The organism is Sorangium sp. So ce1504 (genome assembly GCF_051521635.1).
GTDB lineage: Bacteria > Myxococcota_A > Polyangia > Polyangiales > Polyangiaceae > Sorangium > Sorangium cellulosum_B.
The window spans coordinates 11,433,098-11,447,992 of sequence record NZ_CP150365.1 but is presented as its reverse complement, the minus strand read 5'-3'; the positions used below and the strand labels follow the sequence as shown (position 1 = coordinate 11,447,992).

General features: G+C 71.9%; 12 protein-coding genes. 5 read left to right on the top strand and 7 right to left on the bottom strand.

Annotated features, from left to right (window positions below):
• Entirely contained in the window at positions 1–1,644 is a 1,644-nt protein-coding gene (locus WMF39_RS43085; protein WP_437742255.1) for a serine/threonine-protein kinase, read from the bottom strand.
• Between the two features lie 190 nt (positions 1,645–1,834).
• Complete coding sequence (gene grxC, locus WMF39_RS43080; protein ID WP_044966993.1) at positions 1,835–2,128, bottom strand: glutaredoxin 3; 294 nt, start codon at positions 2,126–2,128, stop codon at positions 1,835–1,837.
• 80 nt (positions 2,129–2,208) lie between these two features.
• On the opposite strand from grxC, the gene WMF39_RS43075 reads away from it, so the two are divergent.
• The 4 genes from WMF39_RS43075 (at position 2,209) to WMF39_RS43060 (ending at position 6,620) form a co-directional block, all read left to right on the top strand.
• On the top strand, positions 2,209–4,824 hold the full coding sequence (locus tag WMF39_RS43075; protein ID WP_437742254.1) for an ATP-dependent Clp protease ATP-binding subunit: 2,616 nt from the start codon (positions 2,209–2,211) through the stop codon (positions 4,822–4,824).
• A gap of 287 nt (positions 4,825–5,111) precedes the next feature.
• Positions 5,112–5,420 (top strand): 50S ribosomal protein L21, encoded by a 309-nt coding sequence (gene rplU, locus WMF39_RS43070; protein ID WP_437712533.1) that lies wholly within the window; start codon positions 5,112–5,114, stop codon positions 5,418–5,420.
• A gap of 14 nt (positions 5,421–5,434) precedes the next feature.
• Complete coding sequence (rpmA, locus tag WMF39_RS43065) at positions 5,435–5,692, top strand: 50S ribosomal protein L27 (RefSeq protein ID WP_272102141.1); 258 nt, start codon at positions 5,435–5,437, stop codon at positions 5,690–5,692.
• An 85-nt stretch (positions 5,693–5,777) separates the two neighbouring features.
• Positions 5,778–6,620 (top strand): HAD family hydrolase, encoded by an 843-nt coding sequence (locus WMF39_RS43060; protein ID WP_437742253.1) that lies wholly within the window; start codon positions 5,778–5,780, stop codon positions 6,618–6,620.
• 78 nt (positions 6,621–6,698) lie between these two features.
• On the opposite strand, the gene WMF39_RS43055 is transcribed toward WMF39_RS43060, so the two are convergent.
• Both WMF39_RS43055 and recD2 read right to left on the bottom strand, forming a co-directional pair.
• Positions 6,699–7,832, bottom strand: coding sequence for a tetratricopeptide repeat protein (locus tag WMF39_RS43055; protein WP_437742252.1), 1,134 nt, complete (start codon positions 7,830–7,832; stop codon positions 6,699–6,701).
• 425 nt (positions 7,833–8,257) lie between these two features.
• Positions 8,258–10,687, bottom strand: a complete 2,430-nt coding sequence (gene recD2, locus WMF39_RS43050) for an SF1B family DNA helicase RecD2 (RefSeq protein WP_437742251.1) — start codon at positions 10,685–10,687, stop codon at positions 8,258–8,260.
• Positions 10,688–10,887: 200 nt separating this feature from the next.
• Here recD2 and WMF39_RS43045 point away from each other — a divergent pair, with 200 nt between their 5' ends.
• Positions 10,888–12,126 carry a LysM peptidoglycan-binding domain-containing protein gene (locus WMF39_RS43045; protein WP_437742250.1) on the top strand — a complete coding sequence of 413 codons (1,239 nt, stop codon included), beginning with the start codon at positions 10,888–10,890 and terminating at the stop codon, positions 12,124–12,126.
• Between the two features lie 72 nt (positions 12,127–12,198).
• On the opposite strand, the gene WMF39_RS43040 is transcribed toward WMF39_RS43045, so the two are convergent.
• The 3 genes from WMF39_RS43040 to WMF39_RS43030 form a co-directional block, all read right to left on the bottom strand.
• The gene (locus WMF39_RS43040) at positions 12,199–12,834 is read right to left on the bottom strand and encodes an AMIN-like domain-containing (lipo)protein (RefSeq protein ID WP_437742249.1); all 636 of its coding nucleotides are present in this window, start codon (positions 12,832–12,834) and stop codon (positions 12,199–12,201) included.
• 104 nt (positions 12,835–12,938) lie between these two features.
• Entirely contained in the window at positions 12,939–13,469 is a 531-nt protein-coding gene (locus WMF39_RS43035) for a thioredoxin (protein ID WP_437742248.1), read from the bottom strand.
• Positions 13,470–13,501: 32 nt separating this feature from the next.
• Entirely contained in the window at positions 13,502–14,815 is a 1,314-nt protein-coding gene (locus WMF39_RS43030; RefSeq protein WP_437742247.1) for a serine/threonine-protein kinase, read from the bottom strand.
• Positions 14,816–14,895: the final 80 nt, after the last annotated feature.

Below are 14,895 nucleotides of genomic sequence, written 5' to 3'. Positions count from 1 at the left end.
TCAGTCGACCTTGAGCTGCAAACCAGCCGCGACCCCCGCCGGCTTCGGCGTCGCGATCACCGGGGCGGCCTGCGCCGGACCGGCGGCCTTCGCCCCGGCGCCCGTGCCCCTGGGGCGCGCCGCGAAGGGGAGCGCCGTCGCCTTCTTCGGGATCGGCTCGGCTTTAAGCGCCGGGGCGGGCGCCGCGGTCGCGGCCTCGGCCGCAGGCGGCGCCGGTGTCACCGCCGGCAGCGGGTGGAGCAGGACGTCGATCGGGGAGCTGCCGTCCTGGAGCGTCACCTCCTTGTCCACGGGCGTGTAGCCGGAGGCCTCGATCCGCACACGCTTCGTCTCGCCCGTGCGGCCGCGCAGCGTGCGGTCGGCCAGCGCCGCGCCGTCGACGGTGAAGAGGGCGCCCTCGGCGTTCGTCCGGAGCTCGACCGAGACCTGGGTGGGCAGCGCAGGCGCGGTGGCCACCGTGCGCGCCTCCGGCGAGCGGCGCGCGTGAAGGACAGCGCCGGCGAGCCCGCCAACCAGCGCGATCAGCGCCACCGCGGCGAACGCGAGCCGCCGCGGGCCGCGCGCGCCCGTGGGCCCGCTGCTCGACCAGCCCACCTTCGAGCCGCTCCCGTGCACCTCGAGCGTCGGATCCAGCCCGATGCTCGGATCCCCCGGCCTCTGCTTCGCCGGCGTCTGCCCGAGGGCGCCAGGAGCGCTCGTCGTGTGCGCTCCGAGCTCGTCGCTCGAGCTGCGCCGTGACGCAAGGAGCCCGCCGGCGCCGGCGACCAGCGCATCGAGGAAATCTCGCGCGGAGGAGAACCTCGCGTCCCTGTCCCGCGTGAGCGCCTTCGCGATCACGCGCGCGATCGGCTCGGGGACGGCCGGGTTGCTCATCCGCACGTCGAGGGCGTCCTTCATGCAGATGTTGACGATCACCTGCTCGTACGAGCTGCCGCTGTGCGGCGGGTGTCCCGTGAGGCACTCGTAGAGGATCGCGCCGACGGCCCAGAGATCGGTCCTGCCGTCCACGTCGGGCATCGCCTGCGCCTGCTCCGGCGACATGTAGAACGGCGTTCCGAGCACCGTGCCCTGCCGGGTCAACGTGTGGGCCGGAGCGCCGTCGGCGCGGCGCACCTTCGAGATGCCGAAGTCCAGGATCTTGGCGAAGTTCGGGTCGTCGTCGCGGTCGACCAGGAAGACGTTGTCCGGCTTGAGGTCGCGGTGGACGATGCCCGCCTCGTGGGCGCGGTGGAGGCCGCGGAGGAGCTGCGCGGTCACGTGGAGCGCCTCGCCGAGATCGAGCCTGCCGCAGCGCCGGATGCGGTGGCCCAGATCCTCGCCGCGGAGCAGCTCCATGACGAGGAAGGGGATGTCGTCGGCGAAGCCGGCGTCGAAGATCTCGACGATGTGCGCGCTCTCCACGGCGCTCGCCGCCTGCGCCTCGCGGTGGAACCGTGCCACCGCGTCCTTGTTCTGCGCGAGATCGGCGTCGACGAACTTCATCGCGACGCGCTTGCCGATGGCGGTATTCACCGCCTCGTAGACCGTGCCCATCCCGCCACGCCCGATCGTCCGTACGATTTCGTACTTCTGAACCCGCTTTCCGACGAGCGCCCCCTCGACCAGCTGGGTCGCTGCGGCGGTGGTGTCGGTGCTGCTAGGCATGGCGGTTCGACGTGGGGGAAGCGGATGAAGCCCGTGAAGCCCTTTGGACGAACCGCATCAAAGAAAGCTGCGCCCCGTCCCCGCGCGGCAGCTTATCACCTCCTCACGCCGGGGTGCACCTTCGCCGGCGGGGCCCGAGGGGTGCGTCCGACGAGGATTCTCCGTCGTACCTCTGCCACCCTCATCCGCCTCAGCGCGGCATGGGAGGTGCGTCTGCGCTCGGCGCCTCGCCGAGGCGCGGATCGAGCCCCCCCTCCTTGTCCAGGGCCGAGAGGTCGCTGAATCCGCCGATGCTGGCTCCATTGATGAAGATCTGAGGAACCGTCCGCTGCCCGGAGGCCTTGACCAGCCAGGCGCGGAGGTCATCGCGGTTCTCCACGTTGATCTCCGTGAAGCGCGCCTGCTTCTGCGTCAGCAGGCGCTTCGCCATGGCGCAGTATGGGCAGTAGTCGGTGACGTAGATGGTGACTTCGGCTGCTTGCATGGGCATCTCGTCCTCTTTCCTTTCCCGGGCAGGCCAAAGATGCAAGCGCACAGGGCTCCACCTTGCGGTAGGCTGCGCGCATGGCCGAGAAAGAGGGCACGATTCACCTCGATCGCTATACCGGCGACGCGAAGCAGGTCGTCGCCGGCGCACAGCAGATCGCGGACGAGCGCCAGCACGCGGAGGTCACGCCGCTGCACCTGCTCATGAGGTTGCTGGAGCGCGATCGGGGCGTGTCCGAGGTCTTTCGGCGGGCGGGCGCCGACCCGAACGAGGTGCTCCAGCTCGCCGAGAACGCCCTGAAGAAGCTGTCCAGGGCGGGCAGCAGCGGTGTTGCGTACGTGAGCCCTCGCCTGCTCGATCTGCTCGGGCGCGCCGAGCGGGAGGCGACCCGGGACAAGTCGCAGAACGTGGGCATCGAGCACCTGTTGCACGCGCTCGCCCAGGAGATCCGCGGGCCTGCCGGGGAGATCCTCTCTTCGTTCGGCATCGGTCCGGGAGCGTTCCGGCCGCACCTCGGGGCGCTGGAGGCGGCCTCGCGGGAGCCCTCGCCCGCGCCGGCCAACGCGGCCGAGCCGGGTCAACCCGCGCCCTACACGCGGGACCTCGTCGCGGACGCGCGCGAAGGGCGGTTCGACCCGGTCATCGGCCGTGACGTCGAGGCGCGCCGCTTGCTGCAGATCCTCGAGCGGCGGTTCAAGAACCACCCCCTCATCGTCGGCGAGCCCGGCGTGGGCAAGACCGCGCTCATCCGGGGCCTGGCCGACCGGATCGCGCACGGCGACGTGCCCACGAACCTCGCGGGCGCCCACCTCTACGAGCTCGACACCGGCGCGCTCGTCGCCGGGGCGAAGCTCCGCGGGGAGATCGAGCAGCGCCTCAAGGTCCTGGTCGATCGGCTGCGCGGCGAGCAGGACGCGGAGAGCATCCTCGTCGTCGAGGATCTCGACGCGCTCTTCGGCCAAGGGGTGCAGGGCGCCGGCGTGGGCGAGCTCCTGAAGCCGCTCCTGTCGCGCGGGGAGATCCGGATCATCGCCACGACGACGCCCGAGGGCGTGCGCAAGATCAACGAGCGCGATCCCGGGATCATCCGGCGGTTCTCGACGATCACGCTGGAGGCGCCGAGCATCGATCAGGCGACGGAGATCCTGCGCGGGATCGCCACGAAGTACGAGGCCCACCACCGCGTCCGGGTGGGGGAGAGCGCCATCACCTCGGCGGTCGCGCTGGCCAAGCGGTACATCTCGGATCGCGCGCTCCCCGACACGGCGGTGGACCTGCTCGACGAGACGTCCGCCCGCAAGCGGGTGGAGGTCGACGGCGTGCCGGCCGAGCTCGACACGCTGACCCGGCGTGTCGACGCGCTCCGCGCCCAGATCGCCGCGCTCGCGGACGACGACGACAAGCTCAGCGTCCAGACCCGCACGCGCCTGGAGGCGGAGCTCGCGGAGATCGAGCCGAAAGCGTCGTCGATGCGCAGCCGCAACGCGTCGCGCCGCGGCGTCATCGCGGCGTGCCAGGCCATTCGCCGGGAGCTCGTCGCCGCGACGGAGGCCTTGAAGGCTGCCCAGCGCGACAAGGCGTTCGCCAAGATCGGCGAGCTCGAGCACGTCACGCTCCCGGAGATCAGGCGGCGGCTCCAGGCCGCGGAGGAGGCCGCGCAGCGGGAGGGGGTCGCGCCGACCTCGAACGTCGTCGCCGAGTCGGACGTGGCGGCGACGCTCAACGACTGGACCGGCATCCCGGTGGCCAAGATGCTCGAGGGCGAGGCCGAGAAGCTCCTCAAGATGGAGGCGCGGCTCGCGCAGCGGGTGGTGGGTCAGGATGAGGCGGTGCGCGCGATCGCGAAGGCGGTGCGCCGCGGGCGCGTCGGCCTGCGCGATCCGGGCAAGCCGATCGGCTCGTTCCTGTTCCTCGGTCCGAGCGGCGTCGGCAAGACGGAGCTCGCGAAGGCGCTCGCCGAGTTCCTGTTCGACGACGAGCAGGCGCTGACGCGCATGGACATGAGCGAGTTCATGGAGCGCCACATGGCCCAGCGCCTGATCGGGGCGCCCCCGGGCTACGCGGACAGCGAGCAGGGTGGCTTCCTCACCGAGGCCGCCCGGCGCCGGCCGTACAGCGTGCTCCTGTTCGACGAGGTCGAGAAGGCGCACGCGGACGTGTTCAACCTGCTGCTCCAGATCCTCGACGACGGCCGGCTCACCGACGGCCGCGGGCGGCTCGCCGACTTCTCGAACACGGTCGTCATCATGACCTCGAACATCGGGTCGAAGCGCGTGCTCGAGACCGACGCCAAGCTCTGGACCACGGAGGACGGGCGCGAGGCGATCCGCGACGTCCTGCTCGAGGAGCTGCGCGGGTTCTTCCGCCCCGAGTTCCTGAACCGGGTCGACGATATCGTCGTCTTCAAGGCGCTCAGCAAGGAGGACCTCCGGGGCATCGTCGACATCCAGCTCCGTCGGCTGGAGCAGCTGCTCACGGACAAGGACATCCGCCTCTCCCTCACGGACGCCGCGAAGGCCCGGCTCGTCGACCTCGGTTACGAGCCGAGCCTCGGCGCTCGCCCGCTGAAGCGGGCGATCCTGCGCGAGCTCCAGAACCCGCTCGCCGAGACCATCCTCGCCGGCGGGTACCAGCCCGGCCAGACGATGCAGGTCGACGTGGTCGACGAGAAGTTCGTCTTCACCAAGGCGTGAGGGCGAAACAGGCGCGCGGTACGCGACGAGCGACGAGCGCAACCCGCGCCGCGACCGGGCGCGCGGTCCGGGCTGCGCTTTGCCAGGGGCTTTCCAGGGCCTTGCCCACGCCCGGAGGCCGCGGGCGTCGCTCCGGCGAAGAACCTGGGCGACGCCGCTGCGAACCACTTGCCAAGCCGGAGAAGGTCCGTATACTGCCGCTCCCTCGCTCACCGGGTCCTCCGAACGAGGGCCATTTGCGTGGGTATGGCGAGGGATCGCGGTCCCCAGGTTGAGGAAGACGCACCATGTACGCGGTCATCAAGACGGGCGGCAAGCAGTATCGGGTCGCCGAAGGTCAGAAGCTCCGGGTTGAGAAGCTTGTCGGCAATGCCGGTGACAAGGTCACCTTCAGCGAGGTGCTCCTCGTCGGCGGTGACTCTCCCAAGGTTGGCAAGCCCCTCGTGAGCGGCGCTTCCGTCGCCGCCGAGATCACCGGGCAGGACCGCGGCAAGAAGATCGTGGTCTTCAAGTTCAGGCGGCGGAAGAACTACCGCCGCAAGAACGGCCATCGCCAGCCGTACACCGAGCTCAAGATCACCGGCATCACCGCCTAGCAGGAGAAGTAGAGATGGCTCACAAAAAAGGCGGCGGCTCCTCCAGGAACGGCCGCGACTCAAGCGCACAGCGCCGTGGGGTCAAGGTGTATGCCGGGGCGCCCGTGCGCGCTGGCAACATCCTGGTCCGGCAGGTCGGCTCCTCGATCCACGCCGGCCACAACGTCGGCACCGGCCGCGACTTCACGCTCTTCGCCCTCGTCGACGGCGTCGTCACGTACGAGTGGAAGTCCAACACCAAGAAGCAGGTGTCGGTCTACCCGGCTTCCTGAGCCTTCCTCACCGGGAGGGCGTCCTGAACCGTCCCATCCCGTCCCGCCTGCTGCGCTCCACGCGCTTCCGAGCTACTCAAGCGCGGTGACGACCTACAAGCTCCTCGCCCTCGACGTCGACGGGACCCTCGTCCGTCGTGATGGGTCCATCCACGACGAGGACCTCCGCGCCATCCAGCGGCTCCAGGATGCCGGCGTCCCGGTCTCGATCGCGACCGGGCGCCTGTACTCGGGGACGCGCGAGGTCGCGCGGCGGATCGGCGTGCTCGGCCCCATCGCGTGCGTCGACGGCAGCCACATCGTGCACACCGAGGGCGACGCGCACCTGTACTCGCGCACGATCTCCGGCGCCGAGGCGTCCCTCCTGCGCTCGATCACCGAGCGACACGCGACGGCGTCGTTCCTCTTCGCGCAGGACAGCATCGTCCACGACGCGACCGGCGCGCCGCACGTCCACTATGTCCGGGGCTGGTCGCACGCCATCGCCGAGGTCGAGCGCGTCTCGTCGCACCCGTACTGGGAGCACGACCACGGCCTGCTCGCGCTGGTCGCGCTCGGGACCGAGCTCCAGGTCGCGGGGGCCGTCGAGGAGGTCCGAGCCGAGCTCGGTGAAGCGGCCTTCGTCGTCTCGTTCCCCCTCATGAGGGACGACCAGACGAGCCTCTTCGCGATGATGGTCCGGGCCGCTGGGCCGACGAAGGGCACGGCGATCGCGTGGCTCGCGGAGCACCACGGCTGCGAGCTGTCGGACGTGGTCGTCGTCGGCGACTGGCTCAACGACGTGCCGATGTTCGAGGTGGCGGGGCGATCGTTCGCCATGGCGCAGGCGCCCGAGCAGGTGAAGCAGGCGGCGACGGATCGCCTGAACGCCGACGGCCTGGTGGGCGGCGGCATCGCCGAAGCCATCCGCCGCGCCTTCGGTCGCTGAGCGCCGGCAGACGGGGAGCGCCGAGGGCAGCGGAGGAGCGCCGCTCAGCGCCAGCGCCCCCCCACGCCTTGCTGCGCGTCAGGCCTTGCGCTGCGCCGGCTGGGCCGCCGCGGCGAGCTGCTGCTGCTGCTGCTGCAGATACTGAGCGACCGCGCGCGACCGCTCGATGGCGAACTGCTTGACCTCCTTGTTCGGAGAGCCCGCGAGGGCATTCAGCAGCTTGGTCACCTTCTCGAGCTGGCGCGACTGGAACAGCGCCTCGAAGTAGTTGTTCGCCAGGCGCACGTCGCGGCTCATCTTCGCCTCGTGCGGCTGGAGCAGGCGGACCACCGCCTCGAGGTCGTTCTTCTGCCCGTAGAGCGCCGACAGGCAGAGCAGCGCCAGCGGGTTGTCCGGGTTCTGCGCGACCGCCTTCTTGGCGTACTCGACCGCCTTGTCCCGCGTCTCCTCGTTGGCCGCGTAGAAGCCCTGGATCGCGATGTACGGCGCGGCCGTCTTCTTGTCGGCCGAGAACTTCTCGATCGCGGCGACCGCGCTCGCCTCGTCGCCGCGCTGCTTCTCGTACTGGAAGAGGTAGGCCCACGCGTCGATACAGTCCACGTCGATCGCGAGCGCCTTCTCGATGAACTCGCGCTCCTTCGCGTCGTCCTTCTTCGCCTGGTAGAGCTTCGCGAGGTGCAGCGAGGGGTAGGGGTTGTCCTTGAGCAGGTTCTGCGCGCCCTTCAGCGTCCCCTCGGCCTTGTCGTGCTTGTCCTGCGAGAGCTGCGCGATGCCGAGCGCGAGCCAGTCGTCGCCCGTGCCGCCCTTCGCGACCACCTTCGAGAGCACCTGCTCGGCGCGCGCCAGCCGGTTGTGCTTGAGGAGCTCCTGCGCGTAGATGCGCCCGCGGTTCAGGTCGTCAGGCTGCTCGGTCCAGTGCTTCTCGAGCCCCGCGAGCAGGTCCTCCAGGCCGATCGCGATCGGGCGCCCCTGATCGTCCTGCACCTGCACCGCCGGCCCGTTGAAGCCGAGGAGCTGCCACATCTGCTCGAGGGTCACCGCCGCGGGACCCTGCTCGAGCAGGCCCTTCAGCTCGTCGGTCGGCTTGTTCATCGGGATGACGATGAGCGCGTTCCCCGGCACGCCGTTCGGAAACGCGCTCACGGGCGCGACGATCGCCGCCCCTCCGGTGATGTTGAGCCCACCCGCCTGCTGCTGTCCGTTGGTCGTCATCGTCGATGCTCCGAGATCTCTCCCCCACGCGCGCCGAGGCGCAGGCATCGCCCAGCCTCGCCCCGGTACCCTGCGCGCCGTAATGATGGGGGCCGTAGTTCGTGTAGAAGGGGCGCGAACGCTAGCAGGGAGGGCCCAGCCGGGCAACGGGGGAGCTCGGAGCGCGCGCGGCCTCATCGCGGCCATCGCGTTCGGGTCAGACGCGCGTCCGCCGCGTCCGCCGCTTCCGCCGCTTCCACCCGTGAATCCGCGCGTCGCGACCGTGAACCTCGCCGCGGTTCCCGCGCTCGAAGCCGGCTGCGCCGCTGCGGTTCGCGTCGCCGTCGCCGCCTCGCGGTCGCTCGTGTGATCCCTGTCGTGCTCGCTGTCGCTATCGCCGTCTCGGACGCCCATCTCGCTCGCCCTCTCCCTCGCCGCGCGCCGTCCTAGTCGAGTCGTGGGCCGGCGGCGAGGGGTGCCTCGAGCGTGCGCGCCGATCCAGCGCGCGCCGGCGCGCCGCGACGCAGCCGCTCCGCGAGGTGCGTGCGGCGCTCCTCACGGCGGGTCTCCGCCAGCGCCAGCGACACGGCCCGCGGATCCGCCACGAGCACCACGAGCCGCTTTCCGCGCGTCACCGCCGTGTAGATGAGGTTGCGCGACAGCATCACGAAATGCTGGGTGAGGATCGGCACGATCACCGCCGGATACTCGCTCCCCTGGCTCTTGTGGATGCTCGTCGCGTAGGCGAGCGTCAGCTCGTCGATCTCCGCTTCCTCGTAGCTGACCTCGCGATCGTCGAAGCGCACCTGGAGCTTCCGCTCCTCGGTGTTCACGTCCGTGATGAAGCCGACGTCGCCATTGTACACCTCGCGGTCGTAGTCGTTGCGGAGCTGCATCACCTTGTCGCCGAGCCGTAACGTCCTCGCGCCGCGCGTGACGCTCGGACCCTCGGGGTTCAGCGCCGCCTGCAGCCGCGCGTTCAGCGTGATCGCCCCCGCCTCGCCCTTGTGCATCGGCGTCAGGACCTGGACGTCGCGCCGCGGATCCAGCCCGAACCCCTTGCCGATGCGCTCCGTCACGAGGTGGAGGATCAGATCCGCCGCCGCCTCGGCCTCGATCCGCTCGATCACGTAGAACTCGCCGCCGGGCCCGCGCGCGCCCTCCGGCGGCTCGCCGTCGTGGATCCGGTGCGCGTTCCGGACGATCAGGCTGCCCTCGGCCTGGCGGAAGATCTGCGTGAGCCGCGCCGTGGGCACCTCCCCGGAGGCGATCACGTCCCGCAGCACCGCGCCCGGCCCCACCGACGGGAGCTGATCGACGTCGCCCACCAGCACGAGGCGCGCGGCGTCGGACGTCGCCTGCAGGAGCGCGTCGGCGAGCGCCAGATCGAGCATCGACGCCTCGTCGACCACGATGGCCCCCGCCTCGATCGGCCGGCCTCGCTGGCGGCCGAACTTGCGCTGCTTGGGATCGAACTCCAGCAGGCGGTGGAGCGTGACGGCCTCGCGCCCCGTCGCCTCGCTCATCCGCTTCGCGGCGCGGCCCGTGGGCGCGGCGAGCCGCACCGGGAGCCGGGCGCGGTCGAAGAGCGCCAGGATGGCCCGGACGATGGTCGTCTTGCCCACGCCCGGGCCGCCCGTGATGACCAGCACCTTGTTCCGCGCCGCCTGCGCCACGGCGTCGCGCTGTGCAGGCGCCAGCGAGACCTGCGTCTTCGCCTCGAACGCGGCGATCGCCGCGTCGACGCCCTCCACGAGGCGCGCCTCGGGCGCCGCGTCGTCCTCGTCGTCGCCCAGCAAGGAGCGCATCCGGCGGGCGAGCCGCACCTCGGCCTCGTGGAGGTCCTTCGGATAGACGGCCACCTCGCCGGTCTCTAGCGTCTCGACCCGCACATGGCCGCTCGCCACGAGCGCGTCGATCGCGCTGTCGACCTCCGCGGCGTCGCGCTCGAGCATCGCCGCGGCGAGCTCCGCGAGCTCCGGCCGCGCCGCCAGCGTGTGGCCGCGCGTCGACAGATCGACCAGCGTCTGCAGCACGCCCGCCTGCGCCCGCTCCGGCGAGTCGGCCCGGACGCCGATCGAGCGCGCGATTCTGTCGGCGGTCTTGAAGCCGATGCCCCACACGTCGAGCGCGAGCCGGTACGGGGAGCGGGAGACGATGTCGATCGCGTGGGGGCCGAACCGCTTGTAGATGCGGCTCGCCAGCGCCGGAGAGGCGCCGTGCGCCTGGAGGAAGATCATGATGGCCCCGATCGCCCGCTGCGCCGCCCACGCCTTCGCGACGGCCTGCGCGCGCCGCTGGCCGAGCCCGGGGACCTCGGCGAGCCGCTCCGGCGACCGGTCGAGGATCTCCAGCGTCTCCGCGCCGAACGCCTCCACGATCCGCTTCGCGTACGCCGGGCCGATGCCCTGCACCATGCCGGACCCGAGGTAGCGCTCGAGCCCATCGAGCGTGGCGGGGGCGATCGGCAGCAGGGTCTCGACCTTGAGCTGCTCGCCGTGCTTGGGATCGCGCTCGTAGCGCCCCGTCGCGCGCACGCGCGTGCCCGGCCCGACCGGCGGGAGCACGCCGACCCAGACCTCCGGCGGGGCGCCGGGGGTGACCTCCACCCGCAGCACCCGGAAGCCGCTCGACTCGCTCTCGTACGTGACGCGGACGACCTCTCCCTCGACCGTCGCCGCCCCGTTGCCCGCCACCTCCCGGGCCGAGAAGAGCTTCTGCTGGCCCCCACCGCCCGGCTGCCGCTCACCGGTCCCGCCCGTGCGCTCGCCGCGGTCGTCGTGGCGCGGCGCGTTGTCCGGCCCCGGCGTCGGCGCCGGCGCGGCTGCCCCCCGGGCCGCCCGATCGGGGCGGCCGCTCCGCTGGGACGGTTGCACGAGGGCAGCATGTAGCCGCCGGCGCGGCGGCGGCAACGTCCTCGTGCGCGGACGCGAGCGCCGCTGCAAAACATCGCGCAACGCCGCATGGCGCCCCGTAACCTGGGCTCACGCTGAACGCACGTCGCGTGGAGCGCGCCGCACGCGAGCGCGGGGCCGCGGTTGGCGTCGCTCCCTCGCGTCAGTATAGTGGGCCCGCGATGGGGCGCAGCAGCTTGGTTTCCGTCCTCTGCGCCCTCCTCCTCGCGGGCTGCGCCGGGAGGGCGCCCGAGGCGGCGCGGTCCAAGGACAGCCTGCTGCGCGTGGCCTCCGGGGTGTCCCCGGAGCAGCGCGGCGCCTCGCCTTCGCCCGCGCCCGGGACGCCGGCGGAGGAGGCCGCGCTCGCGGACGCCCACGATGCCGAGGTCGACGACGACGGCGGTGAGGTCGACGACGGCCTGGAGCTGCCGGCGGATCCGGGCACCGGGGCGAGGGCGCACTCGCCGCTCTCGGCGATGACCGAGGCCCAGATCGAGGAGCTTTTCTCTAAGGACCCCGCGGCGCTCGGGCCGATGTCGCTGGGCGCGACCAACGCGGGCGCGCTGTTCAACGGCGTCCGGATGCCCGAGGGCGATCGGTGGGAGCTCGTCGATCCGGCCCACGCCTGGGGGACGCGCGAGACGATCGACGCGATCGACCGGGCGATCGCCGAGGTGCACCGGCAGTTCCCGGGGAGCCCGAAGCTCTACATCGGGCACATCAGCGCCCGGGAGGGCGGCCGCCTCTCGCCGCACAAGAGCCACCAGGCCGGGCGCGACGTCGACATCAGCTATTTCCTCGACGCCCGGCACCGCTGGTACCAGCGGGCCACGGCGGCGAACCTCGATCGGGAGCGCACCTGGGCCTTCGTCCGGGCGCTCGTCACCGAGACCGACGTGGAGCTCATCCTCATCGACAGCAGCGTGCAGCGGCTGCTCAAGGAGCACGCGCTGAAGATCGGGGAGGACAAGGACTGGCTCGACGAGGTCTTCCAGCTCGGGTCGAGGAAGCTGCGCCCGCTCGTCCGCCACGCCCGCGGGCACGCGAACCACATCCACGTCCGGTTCTACAGCCCGATCGCGCAGAAGTCGGCCGCGCGTGCGTATCCGCTGCTCGTGAAGCGCGGGGCGATCAAGCCCACGTCGCAGTACGTGCGCCACACCGCGAAGAAGGGGCAGACCCTGGGCTCGCTGGCCCGGCAGTACGGCACCACCGTGGAGGCGATCAAGCGGGCCAACGGGCTTCGATCCACGGCGATCCAGGCGAAGCGCGTCTACAACATCCCGCGGCCGTCCAGCGGCCCCGCCGCGCCGCCGAAGCAGATCGTCGTGCCGCCGCGGAGGCTGCCCCCGCCGAAGGCGGCCGACGCGCCTCCGCCGCCGGCGCGCCACGGCGAGCCGGGGCCCGCGCTGGACGGCTGAGCGGCGGGAGGCGCGCCGCGCCCTGCGGCCCGCCCGCGGCGCGGGGGCCGCAGGGGTGCCGTGGACGCGGCTTCAGTGCTTCACGTCGACGACGAGCCGCGCCGGCTTGGTCAGCTCGAGGACGCGGTACCGGTTCGGCGACGAGACCCCGAGCACCCAGGTCACCTCGGCCTCGAAGTCGCACGTCCGCTCGATCTCGCGCGCCACGCCGAGCGCGAGCTTCCGCTCGCGGAACGGGATCGTGGGAGCCCCCGCGTCGTTGTGCGCCGCCGCCGGGGTCATCCGCACCGCGAGCCATCCGTCGCCCGCGATCTCCGTCACGTCGCCCGAGCCGCACTGGCGGACCGGCTTGTCGATGTAGTCGATGTGGTAGCCCGGCACCGCGTCCCCCTCGAACTCGAACACGACGCGGTCGTAGTGCTCGTGCCGGGCTGCCCGTACGTCGCGCAGGACCGCGACCTTCGCGGCGGCGCGCGGCTTGTCGGTGGCGCCCGCGGTGCCCTCGAACGCGTCGGTGCTCGTGGGATCGGCCTCCTTCGGTGGCCGCGGCGTGGGCGGCTCGTCGTCCGCTGCCGGCTCGGCGGAGGCGCGCGTGTCGATCGGCGTGACGTTCGGCGTGGGCTGGGCAGGCTCGCTGCCGGCGCCGTTGCGGCAGCCCGCGGCGAGCGACACGGCGGCGGCTGCGAGCAGCAGGGCGGTGGTCCTCATGAGGTCCCATCCATGGTGCCGCAGCCTCCGCGCGTCCACCGAGACGACGCGCACCGCGACGCGGCGGCGCTCGCGCGGGCGGGGCGGCCGGCGCGCCTCGAGGATCACCGCGCCGAGGCCCGCGCTCGGCTCAGGATGGCCGCGAGCCGGGGCACGATCTCGTCCACCGCGCGCTCGCCCTTCACCGAGCCCTCGATGCGGAGGGGCGTTCCCCGGCCGTCCTCGCCGGGCACGACGAAGAGCGGGATCATCTCCGACGCGTAGCCGGCCTCGGCGAGCCGCTCCCGATCGCGGTCGAGGTCGAACTCCAGCAGGCGCAGGGCAGGCAGGACCGCGTCGAGCTGGCCGGCCTTCACCGCGTCGTGAAACCTCGTGCACGGCTCGCACCAGGGCGCGCCCACGTAGACGACGAGCTCGCGGCCCTCCCGCCGCGCGCGCTCCCGCGCCTGCTGCACCAGCGCGGCGAGCTCGCCGCCCTCCGGCGCCGGCTCGAGCTCGGCCCGCAGCGCCGCCGGCCGCGTGACCCCGCTCCCAGCGGCCGGCTGGGAGGTCTCTTCTCGCGAGCAGCCGAGCAGCGCCGCGAGACAGAGGACCAGCCCCGCGCAAACCGACCCCTTTCTGCGATGACCGTTCACGTCGTCGTTTGCCTCTCGGCCACGGTCTTTGCTCAGGGCCGGCCGCGCTGCCAGCGATCAGGGCAGCACGAGCTTGAGCGAGAACACGTAGTCGACGTTGACGCCTCGACGGGCATGGGGGCGGCCTGGACGGCGGCAGGGGTGCTCGTGGCGTCCGGCCTGCGCCAGCCGAGCGCCAGCACCAGGCCCCCGCCGACGATCGCCGCCACGAGCGCGACCAGGTAGAGGGACATGGTCGCGTGACGGGGCGGGGCGACGGAGCCGCTGAAGGTCGCGGGGGCCTGCGGCGGAGAGAGCGAGTCGAGCTGCGCCGGGCGAAGCGACACGAGCGGCTCGCTGGGAGAGGGCGAGAAGGCCGAGATGCGGAGCTCCGAGATCGACGACGCGGAGGGCAGCGCGCCCCGGGGCTGCGCCAGGGACAGGCGGTCCGGGACCGAGGCCCGCGAGGCGTCGGTCGGCTCGCCCGCCGCGCTCTTCAGCGCGGTGAGGCACTCCCTCATCGACTGGAAGCGCCTGTCAGGGCTCTTCTCGAGACACCGCATCACGATGGCCGTCATCGCCGGCGACACGAGCGCGCCCTGAGCGCCATCGGCGAGCGGCGGCGGCGGCTCGCTGACGTGCGCCATGAGCGTCGCCGAGGCCACCTTCCTGTCGAACGGCGCCCTGCCGCAGAGCATCTCGTAGAGCAGGACGCCGAGCGCATAGACGTCCGCGCGCGGCGAGAGCTCGTGGCCCATCGCCTGCTCCGGAGCGGTGTACTTGGGAGAGCCGATGAACAGGCCCCTCTGCGTCAGCTCGTCCAGCTGCCGCCCCGAGACGTCCTTGACCAGGCCGAAGTCGAGCACCTTGACGAAGTCCTTCTCGTCCTCCTGGTCGACGAGGAGCACATTGCCCGGCTTGAGATCCCGGTGCACGAGGCCGAGGCCGTGCGCCTCGGCGAGCGCGCGGCAGATCTGCCGCGCGATCCGGCCCGCGCGCGCCTCCGGGAGCGCGCCCTCGTCGTGGAGCACGCGGTGGAGCGTGCGCCCGGCGATATACTCCATGGCGATAAAGTAGATCCCGCGCGGATCGTCCCGGCCGTAATCGAAGACCGTGACGGAGTTCGGGTGGGTGAGCCTCGCCGCGGTCGCCGCCTCGCGCGAAAAGCGTCGAAAGAACTCCGGATCTTGCTCGAGGCGCTCATCGGGGAGGAGCAGCTTGAGGGCGCAGACCCGGCCCAGCGCGAACTGCTCTGCCCTGTAGACCCTGCCCATCCCCCCTCGCGCGATGAGCGAGATGATCCGGTATCGATCGGCCATCGTCGCGCCGATGAGGGGGTCTTGACCGTTGCTCCTGGCCGCACCCATGGTCTTTACTATATGCGCGATGACGGGCGCACCGCCACCCCAACTCGTGTGTTCTGGCCGACTGCGCGGCTCTGGATCAA

What these genes read in the sequence shown, in the direction of transcription:
- WMF39_RS43085 (WP_437742255.1), bottom strand. Translation starts at nt 1,644, where the DNA reads ATGCCTAGCAGCACCGACACCACCGCCGCAGCGACCCAGCTGGTCGAG.
- grxC (WP_044966993.1), bottom strand. Translation starts at nt 2,128, where the DNA reads ATGCAAGCAGCCGAAGTCACCATCTACGTCACCGACTACTGCCCATAC.
- WMF39_RS43075 (WP_437742254.1), top strand. Translation starts at nt 2,209, where the DNA reads ATGGCCGAGAAAGAGGGCACGATTCACCTCGATCGCTATACCGGCGAC.
- rplU (WP_437712533.1), top strand. Translation starts at nt 5,112, where the DNA reads ATGTACGCGGTCATCAAGACGGGCGGCAAGCAGTATCGGGTCGCCGAA.
- rpmA (WP_272102141.1), top strand. Translation starts at nt 5,435, where the DNA reads ATGGCTCACAAAAAAGGCGGCGGCTCCTCCAGGAACGGCCGCGACTCA.
- WMF39_RS43055 (WP_437742252.1), bottom strand. Translation starts at nt 7,832, where the DNA reads ATGACGACCAACGGACAGCAGCAGGCGGGTGGGCTCAACATCACCGGA.
- WMF39_RS43045 (WP_437742250.1), top strand. Translation starts at nt 10,888, where the DNA reads ATGGGGCGCAGCAGCTTGGTTTCCGTCCTCTGCGCCCTCCTCCTCGCG.
- WMF39_RS43040 (WP_437742249.1), bottom strand. Translation starts at nt 12,834, where the DNA reads ATGAGGACCACCGCCCTGCTGCTCGCAGCCGCCGCCGTGTCGCTCGCC.
- WMF39_RS43030 (WP_437742247.1), bottom strand. Translation starts at nt 14,815, where the DNA reads ATGGGTGCGGCCAGGAGCAACGGTCAAGACCCCCTCATCGGCGCGACG.